Source organism: Mesorhizobium sp. BE184, assembly GCF_031457045.1.
Classification (GTDB): domain Bacteria; phylum Pseudomonadota; class Alphaproteobacteria; order Rhizobiales; family Rhizobiaceae; genus Mesorhizobium.
In genome coordinates this window covers 464,634-488,879 of record NZ_JAVDVU010000001.1, presented here as the reverse complement: position 1 = coordinate 488,879, position 24,246 = coordinate 464,634, and the positions used below count along the sequence as shown (strand labels likewise).

Annotated in this window: 24 protein-coding genes and 1 tRNA gene; 17 read left to right on the top strand and 8 right to left on the bottom strand. The window is 61.7% G+C overall.

The window, feature by feature from the left end:
• The first annotated feature begins 187 nt into the window (after positions 1–187).
• Positions 188–775, top strand: coding sequence for an NYN domain-containing protein (locus J2X35_RS02285; RefSeq protein WP_056108196.1), 588 nt, complete (start codon positions 188–190; stop codon positions 773–775).
• Between the two features lie 11 nt (positions 776–786).
• The gene (locus tag J2X35_RS02280) at positions 787–1,437 is read left to right on the top strand and encodes a uracil-DNA glycosylase (protein WP_310180679.1); all 651 of its coding nucleotides are present in this window, start codon (positions 787–789) and stop codon (positions 1,435–1,437) included.
• A gap of 26 nt (positions 1,438–1,463) precedes the next feature.
• On the opposite strand, the gene smpB is transcribed toward J2X35_RS02280, so the two are convergent.
• On the bottom strand, positions 1,464–1,943 hold the full coding sequence (smpB, locus tag J2X35_RS02275) for an SsrA-binding protein SmpB (RefSeq protein WP_310180677.1): 480 nt from the start codon (positions 1,941–1,943) through the stop codon (positions 1,464–1,466).
• A gap of 109 nt (positions 1,944–2,052) precedes the next feature.
• Positions 2,053–2,934 (bottom strand): 4-hydroxy-tetrahydrodipicolinate synthase, encoded by an 882-nt coding sequence (gene dapA / locus J2X35_RS02270; RefSeq protein ID WP_056108187.1) that lies wholly within the window; start codon positions 2,932–2,934, stop codon positions 2,053–2,055.
• Between the two features lie 240 nt (positions 2,935–3,174).
• On the opposite strand from dapA, the gene J2X35_RS02265 reads away from it, so the two are divergent.
• Both J2X35_RS02265 and J2X35_RS02260 read left to right on the top strand, forming a co-directional pair.
• The gene (locus tag J2X35_RS02265) at positions 3,175–5,208 is read left to right on the top strand and encodes a lytic transglycosylase domain-containing protein (protein ID WP_310180675.1); all 2,034 of its coding nucleotides are present in this window, start codon (positions 3,175–3,177) and stop codon (positions 5,206–5,208) included.
• A 112-nt stretch (positions 5,209–5,320) separates the two neighbouring features.
• On the top strand, positions 5,321–6,211 hold the full coding sequence (locus J2X35_RS02260; protein WP_310180674.1) for an alpha/beta hydrolase: 891 nt from the start codon (positions 5,321–5,323) through the stop codon (positions 6,209–6,211).
• Positions 6,212–6,382: 171 nt separating this feature from the next.
• Here J2X35_RS02260 and J2X35_RS02255 read toward each other — a convergent pair whose 3' ends face one another.
• On the bottom strand, positions 6,383–7,525 hold the full coding sequence (locus J2X35_RS02255; RefSeq protein ID WP_310180672.1) for a porin: 1,143 nt from the start codon (positions 7,523–7,525) through the stop codon (positions 6,383–6,385).
• A gap of 392 nt (positions 7,526–7,917) precedes the next feature.
• Positions 7,918–8,008, bottom strand: a tRNA-Ser gene (locus J2X35_RS02250).
• Positions 8,009–8,434: 426 nt separating this feature from the next.
• Between J2X35_RS02250 and J2X35_RS02245 the strand changes: the two genes are divergently transcribed.
• Complete coding sequence (locus J2X35_RS02245; protein WP_310180670.1) at positions 8,435–9,613, top strand: porin; 1,179 nt, start codon at positions 8,435–8,437, stop codon at positions 9,611–9,613.
• 142 nt (positions 9,614–9,755) lie between these two features.
• A complete protein-coding gene (locus tag J2X35_RS02240) occupies positions 9,756–10,868 on the top strand; it encodes a pyridoxal phosphate-dependent aminotransferase (protein ID WP_310180668.1) in 1,113 nt (370 codons plus the stop codon).
• A gap of 60 nt (positions 10,869–10,928) precedes the next feature.
• Here J2X35_RS02240 and J2X35_RS02235 read toward each other — a convergent pair whose 3' ends face one another.
• Positions 10,929–11,633 carry a histidine phosphatase family protein gene (locus J2X35_RS02235; protein WP_310180666.1) on the bottom strand — a complete coding sequence of 235 codons (705 nt, stop codon included), beginning with the start codon at positions 11,631–11,633 and terminating at the stop codon, positions 10,929–10,931.
• A gap of 62 nt (positions 11,634–11,695) precedes the next feature.
• Between J2X35_RS02235 and J2X35_RS02230 the strand changes: the two genes are divergently transcribed.
• The 6 genes from J2X35_RS02230 (at position 11,696) to J2X35_RS02205 (ending at position 18,356) form a co-directional block, all read left to right on the top strand.
• Positions 11,696–12,325 carry a TetR/AcrR family transcriptional regulator gene (locus J2X35_RS02230; RefSeq protein WP_310180664.1) on the top strand — a complete coding sequence of 210 codons (630 nt, stop codon included), beginning with the start codon at positions 11,696–11,698 and terminating at the stop codon, positions 12,323–12,325.
• The gene (locus J2X35_RS02225) at positions 12,306–13,466 is read left to right on the top strand and encodes an isovaleryl-CoA dehydrogenase (protein WP_310180663.1); all 1,161 of its coding nucleotides are present in this window, start codon (positions 12,306–12,308) and stop codon (positions 13,464–13,466) included. Before J2X35_RS02230 ends, J2X35_RS02225 begins: the two co-directional genes overlap by 20 nt.
• 95 nt (positions 13,467–13,561) lie before the next feature.
• The gene (locus J2X35_RS02220) at positions 13,562–15,169 is read left to right on the top strand and encodes a carboxyl transferase domain-containing protein (protein WP_310183709.1); all 1,608 of its coding nucleotides are present in this window, start codon (positions 13,562–13,564) and stop codon (positions 15,167–15,169) included.
• A gap of 66 nt (positions 15,170–15,235) precedes the next feature.
• On the top strand, positions 15,236–15,745 hold the full coding sequence (locus tag J2X35_RS02215) for a DUF1993 family protein (protein WP_056108165.1): 510 nt from the start codon (positions 15,236–15,238) through the stop codon (positions 15,743–15,745).
• A 50-nt stretch (positions 15,746–15,795) separates the two neighbouring features.
• Positions 15,796–17,739 (top strand): acetyl/propionyl/methylcrotonyl-CoA carboxylase subunit alpha, encoded by a 1,944-nt coding sequence (locus J2X35_RS02210; protein ID WP_310180661.1) that lies wholly within the window; start codon positions 15,796–15,798, stop codon positions 17,737–17,739.
• The gene (locus tag J2X35_RS02205; protein WP_310180659.1) at positions 17,736–18,356 is read left to right on the top strand and encodes a YitT family protein; all 621 of its coding nucleotides are present in this window, start codon (positions 17,736–17,738) and stop codon (positions 18,354–18,356) included. Before J2X35_RS02210 ends, J2X35_RS02205 begins: the two co-directional genes overlap by 4 nt.
• Positions 18,357–18,593: 237 nt before the next feature.
• Here J2X35_RS02205 and J2X35_RS02200 read toward each other — a convergent pair whose 3' ends face one another.
• On the bottom strand, positions 18,594–18,860 hold the full coding sequence (locus J2X35_RS02200) for a sel1 repeat family protein (protein ID WP_056108156.1): 267 nt from the start codon (positions 18,858–18,860) through the stop codon (positions 18,594–18,596).
• A 446-nt stretch (positions 18,861–19,306) separates the two neighbouring features.
• Here J2X35_RS02200 and J2X35_RS02195 point away from each other — a divergent pair, with 446 nt between their 5' ends.
• The 4 genes from J2X35_RS02195 (at position 19,307) to J2X35_RS02180 (ending at position 21,783) form a co-directional block, all read left to right on the top strand.
• Positions 19,307–19,642, top strand: coding sequence for a DUF2147 domain-containing protein (locus tag J2X35_RS02195; RefSeq protein ID WP_056108153.1), 336 nt, complete (start codon positions 19,307–19,309; stop codon positions 19,640–19,642).
• Between the two features lie 180 nt (positions 19,643–19,822).
• Positions 19,823–19,978, top strand: coding sequence for a hypothetical protein (locus tag J2X35_RS02190; protein WP_200946394.1), 156 nt, complete (start codon positions 19,823–19,825; stop codon positions 19,976–19,978).
• A 32-nt stretch (positions 19,979–20,010) separates the two neighbouring features.
• Entirely contained in the window at positions 20,011–20,205 is a 195-nt protein-coding gene (locus J2X35_RS02185; protein ID WP_056108150.1) for a hypothetical protein, read from the top strand.
• A 75-nt stretch (positions 20,206–20,280) separates the two neighbouring features.
• Positions 20,281–21,783, top strand: coding sequence for an AMP nucleosidase (locus J2X35_RS02180; RefSeq protein ID WP_310180655.1), 1,503 nt, complete (start codon positions 20,281–20,283; stop codon positions 21,781–21,783).
• Between the two features lie 54 nt (positions 21,784–21,837).
• Here J2X35_RS02180 and J2X35_RS02175 read toward each other — a convergent pair whose 3' ends face one another.
• A complete protein-coding gene (locus tag J2X35_RS02175) occupies positions 21,838–22,416 on the bottom strand; it encodes a DUF922 domain-containing protein (protein ID WP_310180653.1) in 579 nt (192 codons plus the stop codon).
• 101 nt (positions 22,417–22,517) lie between these two features.
• Here J2X35_RS02175 and J2X35_RS02170 point away from each other — a divergent pair, with 101 nt between their 5' ends.
• Positions 22,518–23,555 (top strand): endonuclease/exonuclease/phosphatase family protein, encoded by a 1,038-nt coding sequence (locus J2X35_RS02170; protein ID WP_310180651.1) that lies wholly within the window; start codon positions 22,518–22,520, stop codon positions 23,553–23,555.
• A 32-nt stretch (positions 23,556–23,587) separates the two neighbouring features.
• Here the strand turns inward: J2X35_RS02170 and J2X35_RS02165 are convergent, their stop codons facing one another.
• Positions 23,588–24,193 (bottom strand): DUF922 domain-containing protein, encoded by a 606-nt coding sequence (locus J2X35_RS02165; protein WP_310180649.1) that lies wholly within the window; start codon positions 24,191–24,193, stop codon positions 23,588–23,590.
• Positions 24,194–24,246 lie beyond the last annotated feature (53 nt).

Here is a 24,246-nt window from a genome sequence, read left to right as displayed (position 1 = left end):
GGGGTGGCGCCAGTCCACCTGGCATAAGCACCGAACCCGATCACAATTCCTTGCAATGGGGACCCGCCACTTTCCACGCGCGGGGTCCGGCGCTATCTCCATAAGCATAAAGTTCTGCCGGTATCCGAAACCAACAAGCGTGACCTGCGTTTTTGATTATTGCCTATTTCACGACGGGATATTGTCCATGTTTGATCCACGCGAAAAGATCGCTCTTTTTATCGACGGCGCCAATCTCTACGCCACATCCCGATCTTTGGGCTTTGATATCGACTACCGCAAGCTGCTGTCCAGCTTCCAGAAAAAGGGCTATCTGCTGCGCGCCTATTATTACACCGCGCTGGTCGAGGATCAGGAATATTCCTCGATCCGGCCGCTGATTGACTGGCTGGACTATAACGGCTTCAAGGTGGTGACCAAGCCGGCCAAGGAATTCACCGACTCGACCGGCCGCCGCAAGATCAAGGGCAATATGGACATCGAATTGACGGTGGACGCCCTCGAACTGGCCGATTCCGTCGATCACTACGTCATTTTCTCGGGCGACGGTGACTTCCGCACGCTGGTTGAAGCCTTGCAGAGGCGCGGCCGCAAAGTATCGGTCGTTTCGACGATGGCGTCGCAGCCGCCGATGATCTCCGATGATTTGCGCCGGCAGGCGGACCATTTCATCGATCTCATGACCTTGAAGAACGAGGTCGGCCGCGATCCTTCGGAAAGGCCAATCCGCCGGCCTGAACCCGCCTCCGCCAGCGACGAGGATGACGACTACTGACGGCGACCGACATGGCCATCCTCTCCGAACCCGGTCGCGACTGTCCGCTATGCCCTCGCCTTGTGTCCTTCCGGGAGACGTGGCGGGTAAACGAGCCCGGCTGGTTCAACGCGCCGGTGCCAACATTCCTGCCACCCGAAGGCGAGGACAGCGTGCGCCTGCTCATTGTGGGACTGGCTCCGGGACTGCGCGGCGCAAACCGCACCGGCCGACCTTTCACCGGGGACTATGCCGGGAACCTGCTCTACTCGACGCTTACCGCCCTTGGGTTCGCCCGAGGACAATTCGAAGCGCGGCCGGATGACAGCCTTGAATTGATCGGCACTGCGATCACCAACGGCGTGCGTTGCGTGCCGCCGGAGAACAAGCCGACCGGGCCGGAAATCGCCACCTGCCGGACGTTTCTGACACCCACCATTGCCCGGTTTTCTAACCTCAGGGCGATCCTTGCACTCGGCTCTATCGCGCACCAATCGACCGTTCGGGCGCTCGGCGCGCGTGTGGCGGCGCATCCCTTCAGGCATGGCGGGCGGCACGAGATCGGCCCGACCACCCTGTTCTCCAGCTATCACTGCTCCCGCTACAACACCAACACCGGCGTTCTGACCGAAGCGATGTTTGTTAGCGTTTTCAAAGATATACGGGCTTTCCTGGAAACATAGATTCAAGCTGTCGCCCGATCGGCAACTCAGCCCGCGTTCTTCAGCAGGCGTCCCTTCTCGCGGTTCCAGTCGCGTTCCTTTTCGGTCGCCCGCTTGTCGTGCAGTTTCTTGCCACGCGCCACGGCGAGCAGAAGCTTCGCCCTGCCCCGGTCGTTGAAGTAGATTTTCAACGGCACCAACGTCATGCCTTCGCGCTCGACGCTCTGCGCCAGCCGTGCCATCTCCCGCTTCGAGACGAGCAGCTTGCGGCGGCGGCGCGGCTCATGATTGAACCTATTCGCCTGCAGATATTCGGGCAGATAGGAGTTGATCAGCCAGACCTCCCCGCCTTCAAAAGACGCGTAGGACTCCTGGATGTTGGCATGGCCGCCACGCAGCGACTTGACCTCCGTGCCCGACAGGACAAGGCCGGTCTCGAGCGTATCCAGCACCTCATAGTTGAAGCGCGCCCTGCGGTTTTCCGCGGCGATCTTGCTGTTCGGATCGGCTTTTCTGACCTGGTTCATGGCATCGAGTTCATGGAAAAATATATGCCCCGCTGCAAGCGCAGCGCGGACGCGTCAAAGGAACCCACACATGGAGACAGCCGCCCCGCTTGGCAAGGGCGGCCCGGCTTCAGTTGATCAGTCCCGCGAACTTCATGGCGGCATCGATCTTGCCCGCCGTCTGCTCCTCGACCGTCACCAGCGGCGAACGCGTGACGTTTTCAATCTTACCCAGCCGCCAGAGGGCGTATTTGGCGCCTGAAACGCCGGGCTCGATGAAAATGGCCTTGTGCAGCGGCAGCAGCCGATCCTGCAGATCCAGCGCACGCTCCTTGTCATTGGCCAATGTGGCTTCCTGGAACTCCGCGCAAAGCCTGGGCGCGACATTGGATGTCACGGAGATGCATCCGACACCGCCATGGGCGTTGAACCCCAGGGCCGAAGCATCCTCGCCGGAAAGCTGGATGAAATCCTTGCCGCACGTAGCGCGCTGCTCGGAAACGCGTTCGACCTTGCCGGTGGCGTCCTTGACGCCGACGATATTCTTGAAGTCATGCGCCAGCCGGCCCATCGTTTCCGGGCTCATGTCGATCACCGAGCGGGGCGGTATATTGTAGATGATGATCGGCAGGCTGGTAGCCCTGGCCACCGCGGCGAAATGCTCGTAGAGGCCGCGCTGGGTCGGCTTGTTGTAATACGGCGTAACCACGAGAGCAGCGTCGGCGCCTGCCTGTTCGGCATACCGGATAAGCCCGACCGCCTCTTCGGTGTTGTTCGAACCGGCGCCGGCGACCACCGGCACGCGCCCCTTCGACATCTCCACGCAGACCTTGACCACCTGACGATGCTCATCATGCGTAAGCGTAGGCGATTCACCCGTGGTTCCGACAGGCACAAGTCCGGTGGTGCCTTCGGATATCTGCCAGTCGACAAATGCCCGGAACGCTTTCTCGTCGAAACGCCCGCTCTGTTCGAACGGCGTTACGAGCGCGGTAAGCGATCCTCTCAGCATTTGTTCAACTCCATGGAATCCCAGAGATTCCGACCTATGTTTATTCCCGGTGTTTACTCCCGGCTTCTAGCCGAGAGCGAGGCCGGGCACCATAGTCTGGACACCGTTGCGGAACAAGAACAGTGATGATGCCAGAGGAAGCAAATCCGAACGACCACGACAATTTTTCGTTTACGCACCTTTCATGCGGCGTCGCTAGGTTTGCTAGCACCTGCCCCAGCGGATAGCGTCAAGACAGGAATGACCGACACAATTTTCGCCCGGCTAGTACATCGGACGGTGCTTGTGACGGCAGCCATGGCGCTGCTGCCCGGCCTTGCGGCTGGCGCGAGTGTGGATTCCCAGGCAACCGCGACCATTCCGCTCCCGATGATGGGAACTGTACAACCGTCCCTCGCAGTCGATAGGCTGAAGAGTGGCCTCGATGCCCTTTCCTCTGGTGACATCGACGATGCGCGCAGGGTGCGCGACAGTCTGGCCGATGCTTCGCTCGACCGCCATGTCCTGGCCTGGGCGATCGCGCTTTACGGAGGCAATGCGGTCCCCAGCGGAGAAATTGCCGCTGCGGCCAGAACGCTGGCCGGCTGGCCCGGCATGACGACACTGCGACGGAACAGCGAACGCGCCCTCTACCGTGAGAACCCGGCGCCGAAGCTCGTGCTTCAGGCATTCGGCGGCAGCCAGCCGCAGACAACCGAAGGCGTGATCCTGCTCACCCGGGCCTATGTCGCGACGGACAATATAAAAGCCGCCCGCAGCGTCCTCTCGCCTTTCTGGCGCACCGAAAAGCTGGAGGCGGCGGACGAAGCCGCGATCCTCAACGAATTTGGCGCGATCCTGTCCGCTGCGGATCAGCGGGCCCGCATGGAGCGCATGTTCTACGCCGATCGCGTGACCTCCGCCCTGCGGGTCGCCGAGCTGACGGACGTGAAAGAACTTGCCACGGCGTGGGCGGCGGTGATTCGCGGCAATAAGGATGCCGAAGCGCTTCTCGCCGCCGTACCGGCAACGCAGCGGGCAGCCGGCTATGCCTTCGCCCAGGCCGAATTTCTGCGCAAGCAGAAGAAGTATGCCGAAGCGGCCGCAGTCGTGCTCAAGGCGCCGACCGACAAGGCGGCGCTTGTCGATCCGGATGCATGGTGGGTGGAACGGCGGGTTCTGTCGCGCGAGCTTGTCGATGAGGGCGACGTCAAATCCGCTTACCGGATCGTTTCCGCCCATGCAGCGGAAAGCACAGCCAATGCCGCCGACGCGGAATTCCATGCCGGCTGGTATGCTTTGCGCGGCCTGAACGACCCGGCAATCGCAGCCAAACATTTCAGCCGCATTGCCGATCTCGGACAGGGACCGGTTACCCTGTCACGCGCTTATTACTGGCTTGGCCGCGCCGCCGAAGCCGGCGGCCCGGGGAATGCCAAGGACTATTTTGGCAAGGCCGCGGCCTTTGGGACCGCTTTTTACGGGCAGCTTGCCGGCGAACGCATCGGACGCCAGACGCTGAACGTCGTCTATCCTGACGCAACCGCGGCCGACCGGAAGACTTTCGAAGGCCGGGAAGCTGTCACCGCCATCAGGCGTCTCGAAGCGGCCGGGTATAATCGCTATGCCGACGCACTCTATCTCGACCTGGCCGGTCAACTGACGAGCCCGGGAGAACTGGCGCTGCTTAGCGCAATGGCCGAAAAGCGGGGCAATCATTTTCTCGCTTTGAAGGTTGGCAAGATCGCCAGCGCCAACGGCATCGATGTCGGTGCGCTCTCCCATCCGATCGGAGTCATCCCGGCCTCCGCCGATATATCGGGCTCCGGCAAGGCGCTGGCCTACGCCATCGCGCGGCAGGAGAGCGAGTTCAATATCGGAGCGGTGTCGAAAGCCGGCGCGCGCGGCTTGCTGCAGCTGATGCCCGGCACGGCGCAACAATTGGCGAAGAAAGCGGGGATGACGTTCTCGCAGGCGAAGCTGACCACCGATGCCGGCTACAACGCCACGCTGGGCGCCGCCTTCCTGGGCGAACAGCTCGACCGTTTCAATGGCTCCTACGTGCTGACATTCGCAGGCTACAATGCCGGACCGCGCCGCGCCTCCGAATGGGTCGAAAAATATGGCGACCCGCGCGGCAGGGATCTCGATGCCGTAATCGACTGGATCGAACGGATTCCGTACACGGAAACAAGAAGTTACGTGCAGCGGGTGATGGAAAACTACGAGGTCTACAAGATGCGGCTGTCGGGAAGATTCGACATTGCAGGCGATCTGGTGAATGGCCGAAAGTGAGCCGGCAGCACAGCGTGGGAGCCGAAGCCCGGCCTGTAGTCCTCCCGCAACCCCATAGTCGCCGATTGGCCGCTCGTCCGTAGGCACGGTGGCATCCGCCAGGAGAACTTCCATGCCCGACAATCAGGGTTTTTCCGATTTCTTCTACGACGCACCGGATGGGTTGCGGCTGCACGCACGGGTCTACGGCGAATCGAATGCGGACCACTGGCCCGTGGTCTGCTTGCCCGGCCTGACCCGCAACGCGCGCGATTTCCATGAACTGGCGCTGTATCTGTTCGGACAGGCAAAGACGCGCCGGCGCGTGATCGCATTCGACTACAGGGGGCGCGGTGAGTCGGCCTACGACCCCGACGTCGCCAATTATAATGTCGGCACCGAGGCCAACGACATCCTCTGCGGTCTTTCGGCGCTTGGCATCGACCAGGCAGCGTTTATTGGCACATCGCGCGGCGGGCTGATCATCCATGTCCTTGGCGTGACCAAGCCGTCGGTGCTGAAAGCGATCGTCTTCAACGATATCGGCCCGGAGATCGAAGCCGGAGGGCTGGCTCATATCCGCGACTATCTGCAGAAGTCGCCGCGCGTCAAAACCGTCGACGAAGCGGTGGCAGCGCAACGCGCCGCGCATGGTCAGGACTTTCCGGCGCTGCAGATGGGCGACTGGGAGCGAATGGTTTCGGCTATATATAAGGAACGGGACAGACGTCTGGTGCCGGATTTCGACCCGAGATTGCCCGAGACACTGAAGGACATGGATCTGTCCCAGCCGCTGCCGACGCTATGGCCGCAGTTCAAAATGCTCAAGGAAATTCCGATGATGACGATTCGCGGGGAAAACTCCCGGCTCTTGTTCATCGCGACGGTCGAGGAAATGACACGGCTGCATCCGGGCATGAAAAGCGTGAGCGTCGAAGGGCAAGGCCACGCACCCTTCCTCGAAACCGGCGCCCTGCCTGGCCAAATGGCGGAGTTTTTCGATTCGGCTGAATCGCAGCGCTAGGCGGCAGACGACGCTTCCGAACGGCCGCATTTTGTACATTGACCCCTGGAAGAGGCCTGGTCTCGTCCTGACGTGACCGGGCCATCACGTACCAGGCTCAATCCACCGAGAACCCAACAAAGAACCCGGCGGTCGCCCGCCGGGTTCTTTTGATCGTGAAGTCAGCTTGACTTAGAAGTCGCGCTGGAAGCGAACGAGACCGCTGAAGAAGCCGTCGTTGAAGTTATCGTTGCCGACCGCGAAGTCAGCATCGTCACCAGTGAACTTGTTGTAGTTCAGGCTGGTCTTGATCAGGAAGCCGGGAACCGGCTTGTAGTCGATCGTGGTGCCAACGCGCCAGAAGTTGAAATCGGCGTCAGCGACGATGTCGTCAGCAAAGCCGACGTTGTTGATGTAGACAACGCCGAGCGAAGCAGCCAGCTTCTCGTTGAAGGTGTGCTTGTATTCACCCTGCAACGACCAGCTGCCCTGCAGCGCAAGGCTGCTACGGAAGCCCGTGTAGCCGGAGAAGTCGGTGCGGCTCATGACGTAAGTCGCGCCCGAAGCCCAGTAACCGCCGAGCGACAGCTTGTCGGCATCGGAGAAGGCATAGCTGCCCAGAACCTTGATGATGCCTTCTTCGGTGTCGTTGTCATAAGCGCCGTAAACGCCGAGAGCGATCGGGCCAGAGGCGTACTGGACGTTGGCCGAAACGTTCGGAATGAAATCAGCGCCGGAGATGGCGTTGTCGATGCCGTCGTCATAAGCGCCAGCGCCAGAGATCACGTCGCCATCGTCGTCGAGCGAGATGGTGGCGGAGAAGCCGTTGCCACCCTTGAAGGTGTACTGCACAACGTTCTGCGTGCCGTTGATCTTCAGGACGTCCTGCTCGCCGCCGAAGTCATAATCGAAAGCGGTGGAAGCGCGACCGATGGTCAGGCCGCCGAGCGACAGATAGGCCTTGTCGAGGCTGACCAGCGAGCCATGAACCAGACGGGCGTCGAGGAAGGCGCGCAGGGTGCCGAGTTCGGTTTCGGTGCGGGCATCGAGCTGAACCGAGAACATGGCCGTCTTCTGCCATCCGTAATCGGACGCACCAAGCGGAACAAAGGTCTCGAACTCGTTGCCGATGTTGATGTCGTAACGCATGAAGCCGCCGACGCGCAGGCAGGTCTCGGTGCCGGGGATGTAGTAGAAGCCGGCGCCGTAGACGTCGCAGACGCGGACGTATTCAGCGGGTTCCGGCTCGGCGACGACGACAGCGTCGGCGGCGCGCGCACCGGAAACTGCGACGAGAGCCGCAGCGGAGCCGATGAGAAGGCTCTTGATGTTCATTTTCTGACCTCCAGTCAAAAGTTTAAAAAAGGGTCTGGGTTGTTTGTAACTGGAAGGACAGCTCCCTGCCCCCATCCCCACTCCGGAAAGAGACCCAACGACCCTTTCCGGCGCCCACATTACGCAACGGGACTTTCATCACAAGAAACAAATCGCTTTTTTGCGACGGGCCTTGTCTCGCCACCGCCGCCTGTTGCAGAAAAGCCACGTTTTTTGCGCAGGCTTTACCCGTTGTTAGTAATCCGCACGCTCCAGGGCCCTCGAAGCGCGCATTTTCAAAGCATTGAACCGACTCGCAATGCAGTTCGGGCACCCCTTGTAACTGTGCCCGACTTGCGAGGAGCGCGCTTCCGAACATTCAAATCGAGGGAATTGAGACAAGTCTGAGCGAATGGCGGAGAGGATGGGATTCGAACCCACGAGACCCTTTTGAGGTCTACTCCCTTAGCAGGGGAGCGCCTTCGACCACTCGGCCACCTCTCCGGCGCGACCCGCTGGATAAAGAAAAGCCCGCATACAATCAACAAGCGACTTTCAAGCGACGAAAAAAACACGAGATTCGTTGAGCAGCTTTTTTGGACGGCTGGTGAAACTGGAAATCGGCATGATTCTTTGCCGGCATCGTCGCTCACTCGCATTTACGAGTTGCTGGAAGGCTGTCAGTGGTTAACGAATCCCTGTCCCGAAGGTGAAATCGTGGCTTTTGGGCAACAACGCCCAGGCGAAGCGTGCTGAGCCGCGTCCCGAATGTTCGTTCCTTGTTGAAGCCCGCAAAACCGTAGGTCTATGGTCGGCCATGAAGAAGCGGCGTGAGCTCTTTTTCGCTGTGGGGATGGGCAGAGAAATTTGTCCTTAGCAAGAATACCCAGCCCTTAGAACATTTGAGAAATTTTGACTGGAGGTCAGAAAATGAACATCAAGAGCCTTCTCATCGGCTCCGCTGCGGCTCTCGTCGCAGTTTCCGGTGCGCGCGCCGCCGACGCTGTCGTCGTCGCCGAGCCGGAACCCGCTGAATACGTCCGCGTCTGCGACGTCTATGGCGCGGGCTTCTACTACATCCCCGGCACCGAGACCTGCCTGCGCGTCGGCGGCTTCATGCGTTATCAGGTCAACATGGGCAACGAGTTTGAAATCGATACCCTTGCCGGTGTCGCCCGCGGCGAGTCCGACTACGGCTGGCAGAAGCAGGCCATCTTCTCGGTGCAGCTCGACGCCCGCACCGAAACCGAGCTCGGCACCCTGCGCGCCTTCCTCGACGCCCGTCTGTCGCACGGCTCGACGGTTCAGCTCGACAAGGCCTATCTGTCGCTCGGCGGCCTGACCATCGGTCGCGCCTCCAATGCCTTCGACTTCGACTTCGGCGGCGAGCAGGACCTTCTGGGCGACGGCACCTTCAACGTCGTGCAGTACACCTTCAACGGCGGCAACGGCTTCTCGGCCACCATCTCGCTCGATGACGATGGCGACGTGATCTCCGGCGCTGGCGCCTTTGACACTCCCGGCCTCGATAATGGCGCGGACTTCGTTCCGAACGTCTCGGCCAACATCCAGTATGCCGCTGGCCCGCTGGCCCTCGGCCTCTACGGCGCTTACGACAACGACACCGAAGAAGGCGTGATCAAGGTTCTGGCCGCTTATTCCTTCTCCGATGCCGACAAGCTGTCGGTTGGCGGCTATTGGGCTTCCGGCGGAACATACGTTCTTGGTGGCGACTTTGGTGGCTACCTGGCAGCAGCCACTGCTGCCGGCGCAGCTTACCGCAACAGCATCCCGGCCTCGGGTGAGTGGTCGTTGCAGGCTGAGTACAAGCACACCTTCAACGAGAAGCTGGCTGCTTCGCTCGGCGTCGTCTACATCAACAATGTCGCGTTCCTCGAAGACTTTGCTCCTGGTGCGGACCTGAACTTCTGGCGCGTCGGTACCACGATCGACTACACCGTCGTTCCCGGCTTCCTGGTCAAGACCAGCCTGAACTATAACAAGTTCGATGGTGACGGTGCTGACTTCCTCAGCGCCTTCAACGGCCCCGGCGACAACTTCGGCGACGGCTTCTTCAGCGGCTTCGTTCGCTTCCAGCGCGACTTCTAAGTCAAGCTGACTTCACGATTAAAAGAACCCGGCGGGCAACCGCCGGGTTTTTTGTTGCCCTGAGAATTCGACGGCAAGCGCGGCAATCTTGCCGTAGGCACGCGGGAAGGATAGCTAGGACGCTTCTTCTCGAGAGCCCGCCATGCCGAATCGCCCCTCGCTGACGCCCTTGATCGCCGCCCTGCCGTCCACAGTCCCCTTTGTCGGCCCTGAGGCGCAGGAGCGGACACGGAGCAAGCCATTCCGGGCCCGCATCGGGGCGAATGAGAGCAGTTTCGGGCCATCGCCCCGCGTGATTGCGCGCATGGCCGACGTGGCGCGCGACATGTGGATGTATTGCGACCCGGACAATCACGATCTCAAGGCGGCCGCAGCCATCCATCTCGGCGTCAGGCCTGACAACATCGTGGTCGGCGAAGGGATAGACGGCCTGCTCGGCCTTCTGGTGCGCATGTATGTGTCGCCGGGCGATGCGGTCGTCACCTCGCTGGGGGCATATCCGACCTTCAATTTCCACGTCGCGGGCGCGGGCGGGCGTTTAGTGGCGGTTCCCTACGACAACGACCGCGAGAACCTGAGCGGTCTTCTAGACGCGGTGCGGCGGGAAAACGCCCGGCTGGTCTATCTCTCGAACCCTGACAATCCGATGGGAAGCTGGTGGGAGGCGGACGAGATCGAGCACTTCATCGCTGCGCTGCCGGAAACCACGATGCTGGTGCTGGATGAGGCGTATGGGGAACTCGGCCCGGCTTCGGCTTTGCCGGCAATCGACGCCAACCGCGCCAATGTTGTGCACATGCGTACCTTTTCAAAGGCTTACGGACTTGCGGGCCTTCGGTGTGGCTTTGCCGTCGGCGAAGCCGAAGTGATCCGCAGTTTCGAAAAGATCCGCAATCATTATGGCGTTAGCCGCATGGCGCAGATCGCGGGCCTTGAGGCTCTGGCAGATCAGGCCTATCTCGGACAGGTCGTGGCCAAGGTTGACGCCGGGCGGCAGCGCATAGCGTCGATCGCCATGGCGAATGGACTGAAACCCCTCCCCTCGGCCACCAATTTCGTCGCCATGGATTGTGGTGCGGACGGCGCCTTCGCGCTGAAAGTGCTGCAGGGCCTGCTCGCGCGCGATGTCTTCATTCGCAAGCCGATGGCACCGGGCCTCGACCGCTGCATACGCATCAGCGTCGGCCTGGATCATGAACTCGACACCTTTGCCGAGGAACTGCCGGGCGCGCTTGCGGCCGCGCGTGACGGATAGGTTTTCCGCCTTAAGCGGAAGTGGCTGAACATTCTGCGGCGGCGTTGATCCCGTCGCGAATCAACCGTTATCGCCAACAGGCCACTGTTTCGGAACGGTGATGCCGCAACCGCGCAACATCCAACGTTGGCCATCGCTGCGGAAGTCGGCCATGCTGAGCGGTTCGACGTCGATGCTGGAAAAGACCGATAGCGGCGCGCCGAGCACATGAACGATGGCCGCACGGACAATGGCGGCATGCGTGACGGCAACCGTATGGCCGCGCAGGGCAATCAACTCGTCCATCAAAGGGGAAATGCGGCGATTGACATCGGCGAATGATTCGCCGCCCGGCAGCGCCATATGCGGGTCGGAACGCCATGCAGTCATGAGCTCGGGCTGTGCCTTCTGAATCACAGCGGCACTTTGGCCCGACCATTCGCCAAAATCCTGATCCCGTAGTTCTTCCTTTATAATGGCATCGGCGGCAAGCGCATGAGCCGTCTGGCGGGCGCGCAACGAAGGGCCGACCCACAATCGATCGATTCGATCCACCGTATGTGCCAGCCCGGCGGTTCTGGCGATCGCCGCTGCTTCCAGCGGTTCGTCAATCGGAAAGCGTGTGCGCCTAGTCGCTTCGGTCGCGCCGCTGCAGATCATCGTCAACCGCACGATCATGGAATCAGCTCTCGTAAACTGGGTGGCCATCATGCCGATGAGCAAACAGCGGCGTTGGACAACAGTGCCTGATCCCAGATTTCTACACCAGAAAACCGAAACCGACATCGTCCGTATTTCTTTCCTTGAATTAATTGAACGTTCGTTTTATTAAATCTCGAGGAGGCGACATGGCACGAACGACAGGCTCCGATGGCGGAAAGACCGAGGCGGCAATCCGCGATGCCGCGACCGGCCTGATCGCGCGCTTCGGCTATGAGGCGATGTCGATGCGCCAGCTGGCGGCTGAGGTCGGCGTTCAGGCGGCGGCGTTGTACCGCTATTTTCCCACCAAGGAAGATTTGTTGTTTGCGCTGATGCGCGGACATATGGAGGCGCTGGCCGACGCATGGCAGAAGGCGCGGCCGTCATCTCGCGACCCCGCCATCAGACTCGCAGCCTATGTCGAGAACCACATCGCATTTCATGTCCGCCGCCGCCATTCCACCCATGTCTCCAACATGGAACTGCGCAGCCTGTCGCCCGAGCGGCTGACACATATTCTCAAGATGCGCGCAGCTTACGAGAAGGAGCTGCGCGCCATTCTGCGCGACGGCGCCGAGCAAGGTCTCTTTGCTATAGAGGACATTGGACTGACCGCCATGGCGCTGATCCAGATGATCACAGGCGTCATTGTCTGGTTTCGGCCGGGAGACCGCCTCTCGATCGCGGGCGTGAGCGCGACATATCTGAAGATGACGATGCGCCTTGTCGGCGCGAAAACTGCGACGGAGGAGCGACATGTACACGCGCACGCTTAACTTCGGTCTGGGCGAAGAGATAGAAGCGCTTCGCGACACCGTCCGGCGCTTTTCGCAGGAGAGGATTGCCCCGCAGGCCGCCGATATCGACAAATCCAACGAATTTCCGCTCTCGCTTTGGCGCGAGATGGGAGACCTCGGGCTGCTGGGCATCACGGCCGATCCGGATTTCGGTGGTTCCGGCATGGGCTATCTCGCGCATGTGGTCGCGATGGAGGAGATTTCGCGGGCATCCGCCTCGGTCGGCCTTTCCTACGGAGCGCATTCGAACCTGTGCGTGAACCAGATCAACCGATGGGGAACGCCGGCGCAGAAGGAAAAATACCTGCCAGCGCTATGTTCGGGCGAACATGTGGGGGCGCTTGCCATGTCGGAGCCGGGCGCGGGTTCGGACGTGGTCTCGATGCGGCTGAGAGCCGAAAAGCACAATGACCGCTATGTGCTGAACGGCACAAAGATGTGGATTACCAACGGGCCGGACGCGCAGACGCTGGTGGTCTATGCCAAGTCCGACGTGACCATGGGTTCGCGCGGCATCACCGCCTTCATCGTCGAGAAATCGATGCCGGGTTTTTCAGTGGCGCAGAAACTCGACAAGCTCGGCATGCGCGGCTCGAACACCGGGGAACTGGTGTTCGAGAATGTCGAAGTCCCGTTCGAAAACGTGCTGTTCGAGGAAAGCCGCGGCGTCGAAGTGCTGATGTCCGGCCTGGACTACGAACGCACCGTGCTTGCCGGCGGGCCGCTCGGCATTATGGCCGCCTGCCTCGACGTTGCGGTGCCCTATGTTGGCGAGCGCCGACAGTTCGGCCGGCCGATCGGCGAATTCCAGCTTGTGCAGGGCAAGCTCGCCGACATGTACACGACGATGAACGCCGCCTGCGCCTATGTCTATGCGGTGGCCGCGGCCTGCGACCGGGGCGACACCACGCGCAAGGACGCCGCCGGCTGCATCCTGTTCGCCGCCGAGAAAGCGACGCTGATGGCGCTCGACGCCATCCAGCTGCTGGGCGGCAACGGCTATATCAACGACTATCCCACCGGCAGGCTGCTGCGCGACGCCAAGCTCTACGAAATCGGCGCTGGGACCAGCGAGATCCGGCGCTGGCTGATCGGCCGCGAGATCATGGCGGAAGGTTGAGGCTACCCGTTTGTGACGTTACATTCGACGGTGGTTCAAGCTTGGTTTTCTACCGTTACGATACCTTCTGCGAACTCAACTGCATCGAGGACCGCATGCCCGCCCTCACCTCCCAGATTTCCCCCGCCTCCGATGCCTTCCGCGCCAATGCGGAGCGGATGCGCGACCTCGTTGCCGACATAACCGAGAAGGCGACGGTCGCGCAGCAGGGGGGCTCGGACGAGGCGCGGGAGCGGCATGTGTCGCGCGGCAAGCTGCTGCCGCGTGAGCGGCTGGCGCAACTGCTCGACCCCGGCTCGCCTTTTCTTGAAATCGGCCAGTTCGCCGCGCACGGCATGTATGGCGAGGATATCGCCTCCGCCGGCATGATCGCCGGCGTCGGGCGCGTCGAGGGTCGTGAAGTCATGGTCGTCGTCAACGATGCGACGGTAAAGGGCGGCACCTACTATCCGATCACGGTGAAGAAGCATCTGCGGGCGCAGGAGATCGCCGCGCAGAACAATCTGCCCTGCGTCTATCTGGTCGATTCCGGCGGCGCCAACCTGCCCAACCAGGACGAGGTTTTTCCGGACCGGGATCATTTCGGCCGCATTTTCTACAATCAGGCCAACATGAGCGCCGCCGGCATTCCGCAGATCGCCTGCGTCATGGGCTCCTGCACGGCGGGCGGCGCCTATGTGCCGGCGATGGCCGATGAATCCATCATGGTGCGCAAGCAGGCGACGATCTTTCTCGGCGGTCCGCCGCTGGTGAAAGCGGCAACCGGCGAGGACGTGACCGCGGAAGAGCTTGGCGGGGCTGATCTGCACACGCGCGAGTCCGGCGTGGCTGACCACTACGCTCTGGACGATATGCACGCACTGGAGATCTGCCGCCGCATCGTCAGAAACCTGAATCGAAAGAAGGAGATCGGGCTCGATCTCCGCGACCCTAAGCCGCCGCTTTACGATCCAAGCGAACTCTACGGCATCGTGCCGACCGATCTGCGCCAGCCCTACGATGTGCGTGAACTGATCGCTCGTGTGGTCGATGGCTCCGAGTTCGATGAGTTCAAGCAGAATTACGGCACCACGCTGGTAACCGGATTTGCGCATCTGATGGGCATGCCGGTCGGCATCATCGCCAACAATGGCGTGCTGTTTTCAGAAAGCGCCCAGAAGGGCGCGCATTTCATCGAGCTGTGTTGCCAGCGCAAGATCCCGCTCGTGTTCCTGCAGAACATCACCGGTTTCATGGTCGGCAAGAAATACGAGGCAGGCGGTATCGCCAAGGATGGCGCCAAGCTGGTGACGGCGGTGGCGACGGCGCAGGTGCCGAAGGTCACGATGATCGTCGGCGGATCGTTCGGCGCCGGCAATTACGGCATGTGCGGCCGCGCCTATTCACCCCGATTCCTGTGGATGTGGCCGAATGCGCGCATCTCGGTCATGGGCGGCGAACAGGCGGCGATGGTGCTCGCCATGGTCCGGCGCGAGAACATCGAGCGCAAAGGCGGCGAGTGGAGCGCCGAGGACGAGGCGAAATTCAAGAAGCCGATCCTGATGAAGTACGAGCACGAGGGTCATCCGCTCTATTCCTCGGCGCGGCTCTGGGACGACGGCATCATCGACCCGGCGAGGACGCGCGAAGTACTGGCTTTATCGTTGAGCGCAGCATTAAATGCGCCGGTGACCGAGACGAAGTTCGGCGTGTTCCGGATGTAGACCGGGCACACCCCGTCACCCAACCAAATCGATCGACCATCCAACTTTGAACGGATCAGGAGTAAAATGTCTCTTTCTCTCTACGACATCACCATTCCCGTCTTCATCCATGGCCTGAAGACCCTTTCGGTCAATCTGGAAAAGGGCCGTTCGTTCGCCATCGCCAATGGCATGGCGCACGGGGAAATCATTTCGGCGCGGCTTTTCCCGGACATGGCGCCGCTTTCCGCGCAAATCCAACGCGCGTCCGACACGGTGCGCTTCGTTGCGGTGCGGGTGGCGCAGGCCGAACCGAAGAAAATGCCAGACTATGAAGAGACGTTCGACGAGCTCAAGGGCCGCATCAAGGCGACGATCGACTATCTGAACCTGGTGAAACCTGACAGCATGAACGGCAAGGAGAACGAGCCGGTGGTGCTGAAATTCGGCGACCGTCAGCTGGACCTGACCGCGGCCAGCTACATCCAGAAATTCGCTCTCCCCAATTTCTATTTTCATCTCACCACCGCCTACGGGATCATGCGCCACAAGGGCGTTCCGCTTGGGAAGTTGGATTTCATCGGCGCTATCGCATAGCGACCGTTACCCCACGGCACGTTGCCGTGGCTCGAAACGACAGGAAGCCGATGTTCGAGAAAATCCTCATCGCCAATCGCGGCGAGATCGCGTGCCGGGTCATTCGGACCGCGCAGCGCATGGGCGTCAGGACGGTCGCCGTCTATTCGGACGCCGACCGCAACGCGCTGCATGTCGAGATGGCGGACGAGGCCGTGCATATCGGCCCGTCACCGGTCGGCGAGAGCTACCTGGTCGGGGAAAGGATCATCGAAGCGGCGCGGACACGCGGTGCGGAAGCCATCCATCCGGGCTACGGCTTCCTGTCCGAGAACCCGAAATTCGTGGATCAGGTCGTCGCGGCCGGGCTGACCTTCATCGGTCCGTCCGCTGCGTCGATCCGGGCGATGGGGCTGAAGGACGCCGCCAAGCGGCTGATGGAAAAGGCCGGGGTGCCGGTGGTGCCCGGCTATCATGGCGAAGCGCAGGAAATCGTGCTGCTCGCCACCAAGGCGCGCGAAATCGGCTATCCGGTGTTGATCAAGGCGCGCGCCGGCGGCGGCGGCAAGGGCATGCGCCGCGTCGATGATCCCGACGACTTCGCCGAGGCGCTGTCGGGCGCCCGGCGCGAGGCCAAGGCGGCGTTCGGCGACGACAGCGTGCTGGTCGAGAAATATGTCGACAAGCCGCGCCACATCGAAGTGCAGGTGTTCGGCGATAATTTCGGTAATGCCGTACATCTGTTCGAACGGGACTGCTCGGCGCAGCGCCGCCACCAGAAGGTGATCGAGGAAGCCCCCGCCCCAGGCATGAACGCCGAGATGCGGGCTGCCATGACCAACGCGGCGGTGAAGGCTGCCAAGGCGATCGCCTATTCCGGCGCCGGCACGATCGAGTTCATCGTCGATGCCTCGGAGGAGCTGCGGCCCGACCGCTTCTGGTTCATGGAAATGAACACACGCCTGCAGGTGGAACATCCGGTGACGGAAATGATCACCGGCATCGATCTGGTCGAATGGCAGTTGCGGGTTGCCGCCGGCGAGAGGCTGCCGAAAAGCCAGGATGAAATCGAATTGGAAGGCCACGCTTTCGAAGCGCGGCTTTACGCCGAGGATGCCGGCCGTGGCTTCCTGCCGGCAACGGGCACGCTGCATCACCTTAAATTTCCCGCCAACGCTCCGTCCGGGTGCGGCCTGCGCGTCGAAACTGGCGTCCGCCAGGGCGACGCCATCTCGCCCTTCTACGATCCGATGATCGCCAAGCTGGTCGTTCATGGCCCGGATCGCGCGGCGGCGCTTGCAGGACTGCAAAGGGCGCTGGCGCAAACGGAAGTTGCGGGTTCGACTGTCAACACGGCCTTTCTCGCAGCGCTTGCTTCCGATCCTGAATTTGCGACGGGCGATGTCGATACCGGCCTGATCGGCCGCAAGCAGGATACGCTGACGGCGGCCCCGTCACCCGGCGAAAGCATTGTCGCGACCGCAGCGCTGGCCGCGTCCGGCTTCGAACCGCAGACTGCTTCGAACGATCCGTGGTCGTCGCTTGCCGGCTACGCGCATTTCCACGCCACGCCGCGGCGTATCGCGCTGAAATTCGGCGAGCAGGAGATCGCAGCCTCACTGTCCTTCGAAAATGGCCTCAGTTCCGTCGATATCGGCGATGGCACGACGCACCGTCTGTCGCAGAATGCCCGCCTCACCCGCTGGCCGGGACACGTCACCGTATTCGCAGGCGCGACCAGCTATACGTTCACCGTGCCAGATCCGCTGGCAAAGGCCGACGAAGCTGGCGGAGCCGGCGATTTCCTACGGGCGCCGATGCCCGGCCTCGTCAAGATCGTGCGGGCCGCCAGCGGCGACGACGTTATCAAGGGCCAGCCGCTTCTCATCCTCGAGGCGATGAAGATGGAACACACGATCACCGCGCCGCATGACGGCATCATTGCCGAGATCGTCACAGAGGGCGCCCAGGTGATGGACGGGACCGTTCTGGTGCGCATGGCCGAACAGCCGTGACCGCGACGAAGCCCTCGAACATCGAAAAGCACAGCTGGCTCGAGGACGCGCTGGCGATCTTCTGGGGCACGGTGTTCGTTTCTCTCGGCCTCGTGCTCTACCAACACGCCATGCTTCTGACCGGCAGTTCGGCAGGCATCGCGCTGCTCATCCAGTATGCGACCGGCTACGCCTTCGGGCCGATCTTCTTCATCATAAACCTGCCGTTCTGGTATCTGGCAGTGAAGCGCATGGGCTGGCCCTTCACCATCCGAACCTTCCTCGCCGTCGCCTTCTTTTCGCTGCTGTCGCGGATCGTGCCGGGCCTGGTTGATTTCTCCAGTCTCAATCCTGTCTATGCCGCCATTGTCGGCGGCGGGCTGATGGGCACCGGCCTGCTGATCCTTTTCCGGCACCGGGCCGGTCTCGGCGGCTTCAACGTGCTGGCGCTCTACCTGCAGGACAATCACGGCATCCGCGCCGGCTATTTCTCGCTCGCGGTGGATCTGACCATACTGGCGGTGTCGTTTTTCGTCGTGGACTGGCGGCAGGTGCTGCTTTCGGTGATCGGCGCCGCCGCGCTCAACATGACGGTGGCGATCAACCATCGGCCGGGCCGCTATGTCGGCATGAGCTGATTATCCGGCCCGAGCCGCGCTTCGAATGGCAGTCGCCGCCAAACGCGGAAGCCGCGCCGGTCTTGTCTCGACCGGTCGCGGCTTTCACTGCAAGGTCACTCCGGGCGCCCCCGTGCCCAGTCTGCCCGCTTCCCTGTTCTATGCGCGGCTAGCCCGCCAGCGGGCCGCCGCGTTCTGGTTCTTGGGGCGGGCCTTACAAAGCCCTGCCCTGATTGCGCCTGAGACGCGCAACTGGTGTCAGTGCATGGTCATCCATTCGCGGGCTTCGCGCAGCGCCTGCGCCACTTCCGCCTTGGACATTGTCGCCGAAAGCTCCGAGCGCAGCTCGGCGGCGCGCGTCGAGCCCTTGATGGCGGCAATGTTGAACCATTTGTGGGCGGCGACGAGATCGGTATCGCAGTCGCGGCCGGTGGCGTACATCATGCCGAGTTCGAAGAGAATGTCTGCCTGGGCGTTCGCACCGATAACGCCGACGCCGGCTTCGAGCATTTCAAAACGTGCCATTTTCTTATCCCCTGTCTGGCTCCCGAGAGCCGCCTTCCCGTGTCCCGTGGGGCTGCTCTTTCGATGCTTCCGAGAATGCCGGCGAGGCTTGAATCCGTCGTTAAATGGCTTGCTTAATTGGAAGAAAACAAAGCTAAAACAAGAAGTAAACGTGAGAAACCGTTAAGGATAGAAAGCCCGGCGAACCGGGGATTTGCAAAAAAATCGATGAAAATGCGCGCCTGCGAATTCAAGACTTCGCTAACCACGGAAACGCTTGGCAAAATGACGAGCGCTTTAAAACCTGTCTCGCGAGAGGCGGAAACCCGATGCGGAGCGACCGCAAAATTGCGCATCTTCCCTAGCGGCACCGCTTTCGTTTCCCGGAAACCTGAATTAGCTTACGTTTGCGTAAGGGGTGAGGCTGGCTGAAGCAGCCAAACCGGCATCCCGCAGGGAGGACCTAGATGTTTCGTAAAGTGAGCATGGCCCTGGCGGCCACCCTAATCATGGCGGGATCGGCCATGGCTGACCCGATCGACGGTAATTGGAAGACCCAGTCCGGCGAGACGGCTGCGATTACCGGCGGCGGCTCGATCACGCTGAAGACCGGCAAGCACGCAGGCAAGAACATCGGCAGGCTGAAAGCGGCCGGCGGCAACAAATACACCGGCAGCATCACCGATCCGGCAACCGACAAAACCTATTCGGGCAAGGCGACGCTGACCGGCAGCACGCTCAAGATGAGCGGCTGCGTGCTCGGCGGCCTGATCTGCAAGAGCCAGACCTGGAACAAGCTCTGAGGCCAGGCGGATAGATAAAACAAGGGACGGGGCCGCGAGGCCCCGTTTTTTTGTGCCTGCCGGCACGAACCGCCCGGCGTCAAGACGGCGTCAATCATCTTGAACCGCAGATGAACGGCGACCTCAGAGAGGGTTCAGCCGCATCCGGGCATACTCGCCAGCATCGAGGGAGAGACCCCAATGCTTGCGCGCCGCTTTACCATCGTTTGCCTGCTGACAACGCTGTTCGGCATGGGATTCGCCATCATTGTGGCTGAAGCGAGCCGCCCGACCCGCGACTGGGAAACGGCAAGCCCGCGAAACTGCACCTTCTGCATGAACCAAAACCAACGCTGAGCGACAAAGATAAAAGAGAAAGCACCAAAGCCATGAACCGCCTCGCCGCCAATCTCCGGATTATCCTGCGCCTGCTGCCGCGCACGGCCCTGATCCTCATGGTGCTGGCGGCGCCGGTGCTTGCCGTGCCGATGATGCGGGCCGACACAGGTGCGACGATCGACGCTCCGGCCATGAAGAAGAAGGGCGCCGGCTTCGTGCTGCTGGTCAGCCTGCAGAGGGATTGACCGCCCTTTCCGCCGGCTGACAGGTTTCGACGCCGCCCCCCTCCCAAGCGTCGCTGCCGCAGCCTATATTGAGCCATGGAAAAACGAATCTACCCGCAGGCTATCGAGACCGTCGCAATGCCGGAGCCGTTCAAGCGGCAAAGCTTCGACGATGCCGCCGAGGCGGTCGCCGCGTTGCAGACGCTCTACGAACGCAATACCGGATTCCTGCGCGACTCCTTCGATGGACTGGCCTCCGGCGGCGACATCAACCGGCGCTATCGGGCGTTTTATCCGGCGCTCGGCGTGACAACCAATTCGTTCACGCAGATCGATTCACGCCAGGCCTATGGCCACATGCCAACGCCAGGTCATTTCTCCACCACCATCACGCGTCCGGATCTGTTCGAGAACTACCTGCTTGAGCAGTTGCGGCTGATCATGCGCAACCATGGCGTCCCGGTTACCGTGTCGGAATCCGAAACGCCGATCCCGCTGCATTTCGCTTTTCTCGAAGGCACGCATGTCGACGGCGCGGCGGCCGAGCGCATCCAGCGGCCGATCCGCGACCTGTTCGACGTGCCGGACCTCGACGGCACCGACGACCAGATCGCCAACGGCACGTTCGAGGTGGCGTTGGGCGAGGCCCGCCCGCTGGCGCCTTTCACCGCGCAGCGCATCGACTATTCCCTCCACCGCCTGTCGCACTACACGGCAACCAGCCCGCGGCATTTTCAGAACTTCGTCCTGTTCACCAACTACCAGTTCTATATCGACGAGTTCTGCGCGCTGGCGCGCGAGCAGATGGCCAATGGCGGCGAAGGCTATATGGAGTTCGTCGAACCGGGCAATGTCGTCACCAGGGCGGGCGAGCGGCATCCCAGCGAGGGGGCGACGCCGCCGCGCCTGCCACAGATGCCCGCCTATCATTTGAAGAAGCCGGACAATGGCGGCATCACCATGGTCAATATCGGCGTCGGGCCCTCCAACGCCAAGACGATCACCGATCACGTCGCGGTGTTGCGCCCCCATGCCTGGCTGATGCTCGGGCACTGCGCCGGGCTGCGCAACACGCAGGCACTGGGCGACTATGTGCTGGCGCACGCCTATGTGCGTGAGGACCATGTCCTGGACGACGATCTGCCGGTGTGGGTGCCGATTCCGCCGCTGGCCGAAATCCAGGTGGCGTTGCAGGAAGCGGTCGCGGAAGTCACCGGACTATCCGGCTATGATCTCAAGCGCATCATGCGCACCGGCACGGTCGCCACCATCGACAACCGCAACTGGGAACTGCGCGACCAGCGCGGGCCGGTGCAGCGGCTGTCGCAATCGCGCGCCATCGCGCTTGACATGGAATCGGCCACTATCGCAGCAAACGGTTTCCGCTTCCGCGTCCCCTACGGCACGCTGCTCTGCGTCTCCGACAAGCCGCTGCATGGCGAGCTGAAACTGCCGGGCATGGCCAGCGAGTTCTACAAGCGGCAGGTGGCGCAGCATCTGACCATCGGCATCCGGACGATGGAGAAGCTGGCGGAAATGCCGATGGAGCGGCTGCATTCGCGCAAGCTGCGCAGTTTTTCGGAAACGGCATTCCAGTAAGCGAGCGAAGCAACCGGTCGCCCGTTCGTCTTCCTTGCTCGCCCAACGGCGCGGCTACCCGCCGTTCACAAGGCCCAGGATCAGGCGTTGCATGTTGCCGCCTTCGGCGAACTCGTCGCGATCGAAATCGCGGCCCTGCTTGCGTTGCGCCTGTGAGATAGCGGAGAGGCGCTCAGTCAGCTGCTGGCGGAACTTGCTGCATTTCGGATCGTCCGCCACCCGCATTTCGAGCGAAAACCTCTCGATCTCCGCCACCATGTCCTTGATCGTCTGGCCATGAACCTTTTCGTGACGAAGCACGCCGGCGGCAAAGGTCTTCCATCGATCCTGTACCGAGGCAGGCAAATTCTCCGCCTTCGGCACCGTATAGGTGATGACAAGATGCGGGCGTTGGACGGCGAGACGGCAGGCGCCGCCGCTGCCATCGTAGTGGCGCGTCCATTTCAGGTCGAAGGTGGTGTGGGCGATGGCGCGGGTCGTTCCGAGCTTGGGTCCGCGCTCGCCGATCGACCGGTAGAGCTCGATGCCGGTGGCTCCCGAAACTGCGTAGGTCGCAACCTTCTCCACCGTCTCGGCCCACGCACCGTGAAACGGGAAAACGATTGCCGCAATCAAGGTACCCAGTCGGATCATTCGCATCATCCATTTTCCGCAGGCTGGAGCAGTTTCGCGTGAACCATAGGTCTGGCAAGGTCCACCATCAATGAGCCGCATTTTTCCGGCGAAAGGGGCCGATGAAGCGATCTCTCTTTCTTTTGCAGATATTGGGCATGATCGGCCTCGCCATTGCATCCGTGCTGCTGATGATCGGCTTGTTCGGCGATGTCCACCCGGCGTTCGATTCCTTTGCGCATTTCCGCGCCCATCTGGCGGTGGCGAGCGCGGTTCTGGCCGTGTTGCTCCTGTTCGGACGCTTTCGCCTTTATGCCCTGGCCGGCGTCGTCTTCGCTATCGCCTGCTTCACAACGACATCGACCATGCTGGCCGATCTCGGTCTGGGACCAGTGCAGGCCCGCTTCGAGGTTCGGTCCGACGAACAACCCGTCTACCGCCTGCTGCAGATGAATTTGCGCTTCAACAACCCGACACCGGTGAAGGTCCTGTCGCTTGTCGGCCGCATACAGCCGGACGTCATCACGCTCGACGAAGTCTCGGACATGTGGAAGGGCAAACTGCAACTGCTTTCGCACGCTTACCCGTATCAGCTCATCTGCCCCTATCCGAACCTGGTGTTCGGCGTCGCCATCCTGTCGCGGCGTCCGTTCAAGGAAGGCACGGAGCCCGCATGTTTCGCACGCGGTGCGCTTGCCGTCGCAGCAGTCGATCTCGGCGGCACGACGGCGGACGTGGCCGCAATCCATCTGAGCTGGCCATGGCCGTTCGAACAACCCTGGCAACTGAGCCATCTTGCCGAACCACTGTCGCGGCTTGGCGAAACGGCGATCATGGCGGGAGATTGCAACGCCACGCCGTGGAGCGCCGCGGTCCGGCGCGTCGCCCGGGCCGGCGGGCTCAAAATCATGGCCTCGGCCGGCCCGACATGGCAATATATGAAGCTGCCGGAAATGCTGCGTTTCGCCGGCCTGCCGATCGATCAGGTCTTCTCCAAAGGCGACATCTTCGTGAATTCCATCCGGACCCTGGCCAGCACTGGGTCCGATCACCTGCCGGTGCTGGTGGAATTTTCGATCAAGCAACAGGCGCCGAAGCCTGACGAACCGGAGACGGCAACCGCCGATGCAAACGCAGTTCGGCGAGGCGCCGCCGGTTAGGGCGAGCTTCCAAGGATTTAGCAGGCGCGGTTCTATATGCCGCTGCTGACCAGCCGCACCACCAGAGCCTCGACATGCCCGCCCTTGCGGTGTTCCCGCAGGTCGAAGGCGATCTGCCTGGCTTCATAGGCGGCATAGATCGCGTCGATGCGCCGTTTGGCTTCGCGCTTGACCCTGGTGCAGAGCGGATCGTTGGCAATTTTGACCGCCGATGCGGCGCGCGCCGCCTTGTTCACCATTTCCTTGGCCATGCGCCCATGATCCTGCTCATGGGCGCGCACGCCGGCGAAAAACCGGCTCCATCTCTTGCGAAGAGCCGGGGCCAAAGGCGAAACGACGCGCGGATAGGTGTAGGTGAGGTTGAGCTTGCCGGAGACGCCCTTCATGCGGCAGCCGCCGTCATTCTGCGCGGTGGTGAACTGCCAGTCGACCGTATAGCTGGTCTGGGCGATGGCGCGCGCGGTGAAGCCGTGCTTGGGACCCTTGCGGTCCATCGCCTCCAGCAAGGCGCGGCCAGTCTCGCCGGAAATGTCGTAGCTTTGAGTCCGTACTTCGACCCGCGTGCCCGCCGCTGCCGGATTTGTCAGCGTCGCGCTTGTACAGAATGCAGAGATACAGGCCAGAACGGTTCGGCGCATCCAATGTCTCCACAAGGACAGAGCCTAAGGAACCACAGGCGCGCGCCGGTTTC

Excerpts from the sequence above, each read along its gene's own strand:
- J2X35_RS02210 (WP_310180661.1), top strand. The coding sequence starts at position 15,796 with ATGTTCGAGAAAATCCTCATCGCCAATCGCGGCGAGATCGCGTGCCGG.
- J2X35_RS02180 (WP_310180655.1), top strand. The coding sequence starts at position 20,281 with ATGGAAAAACGAATCTACCCGCAGGCTATCGAGACCGTCGCAATGCCG.
- J2X35_RS02200 (WP_056108156.1), bottom strand. The coding sequence starts at position 18,860 with ATGGCACGTTTTGAAATGCTCGAAGCCGGCGTCGGCGTTATCGGTGCG.
- J2X35_RS02225 (WP_310180663.1), top strand. The coding sequence starts at position 12,306 with ATGTACACGCGCACGCTTAACTTCGGTCTGGGCGAAGAGATAGAAGCG.
- J2X35_RS02170 (WP_310180651.1), top strand. The coding sequence starts at position 22,518 with ATGAAGCGATCTCTCTTTCTTTTGCAGATATTGGGCATGATCGGCCTC.
- J2X35_RS02240 (WP_310180668.1), top strand. The coding sequence starts at position 9,756 with ATGCCGAATCGCCCCTCGCTGACGCCCTTGATCGCCGCCCTGCCGTCC.
- J2X35_RS02245 (WP_310180670.1), top strand. The coding sequence starts at position 8,435 with ATGAACATCAAGAGCCTTCTCATCGGCTCCGCTGCGGCTCTCGTCGCA.
- smpB (WP_310180677.1), bottom strand. The coding sequence starts at position 1,943 with ATGAACCAGGTCAGAAAAGCCGATCCGAACAGCAAGATCGCCGCGGAA.
- J2X35_RS02215 (WP_056108165.1), top strand. The coding sequence starts at position 15,236 with ATGTCTCTTTCTCTCTACGACATCACCATTCCCGTCTTCATCCATGGC.
- J2X35_RS02175 (WP_310180653.1), bottom strand. The coding sequence starts at position 22,416 with ATGATCCGACTGGGTACCTTGATTGCGGCAATCGTTTTCCCGTTTCAC.
- J2X35_RS02220 (WP_310183709.1), top strand. The coding sequence starts at position 13,562 with ATGCCCGCCCTCACCTCCCAGATTTCCCCCGCCTCCGATGCCTTCCGC.
- J2X35_RS02230 (WP_310180664.1), top strand. The coding sequence starts at position 11,696 with ATGGCACGAACGACAGGCTCCGATGGCGGAAAGACCGAGGCGGCAATC.
- J2X35_RS02260 (WP_310180674.1), top strand. The coding sequence starts at position 5,321 with ATGCCCGACAATCAGGGTTTTTCCGATTTCTTCTACGACGCACCGGAT.
- J2X35_RS02195 (WP_056108153.1), top strand. The coding sequence starts at position 19,307 with ATGTTTCGTAAAGTGAGCATGGCCCTGGCGGCCACCCTAATCATGGCG.
- J2X35_RS02285 (WP_056108196.1), top strand. The coding sequence starts at position 188 with ATGTTTGATCCACGCGAAAAGATCGCTCTTTTTATCGACGGCGCCAAT.
- J2X35_RS02190 (WP_200946394.1), top strand. The coding sequence starts at position 19,823 with ATGCTTGCGCGCCGCTTTACCATCGTTTGCCTGCTGACAACGCTGTTC.
- J2X35_RS02185 (WP_056108150.1), top strand. The coding sequence starts at position 20,011 with ATGAACCGCCTCGCCGCCAATCTCCGGATTATCCTGCGCCTGCTGCCG.
- J2X35_RS02165 (WP_310180649.1), bottom strand. The coding sequence starts at position 24,193 with ATGCGCCGAACCGTTCTGGCCTGTATCTCTGCATTCTGTACAAGCGCG.
- dapA (WP_056108187.1), bottom strand. The coding sequence starts at position 2,934 with ATGCTGAGAGGATCGCTTACCGCGCTCGTAACGCCGTTCGAACAGAGC.
- J2X35_RS02280 (WP_310180679.1), top strand. The coding sequence starts at position 787 with ATGGCCATCCTCTCCGAACCCGGTCGCGACTGTCCGCTATGCCCTCGC.
- J2X35_RS02265 (WP_310180675.1), top strand. The coding sequence starts at position 3,175 with ATGACCGACACAATTTTCGCCCGGCTAGTACATCGGACGGTGCTTGTG.
- J2X35_RS02255 (WP_310180672.1), bottom strand. The coding sequence starts at position 7,525 with ATGAACATCAAGAGCCTTCTCATCGGCTCCGCTGCGGCTCTCGTCGCA.
- J2X35_RS02235 (WP_310180666.1), bottom strand. The coding sequence starts at position 11,633 with ATGTCGGTTTCGGTTTTCTGGTGTAGAAATCTGGGATCAGGCACTGTT.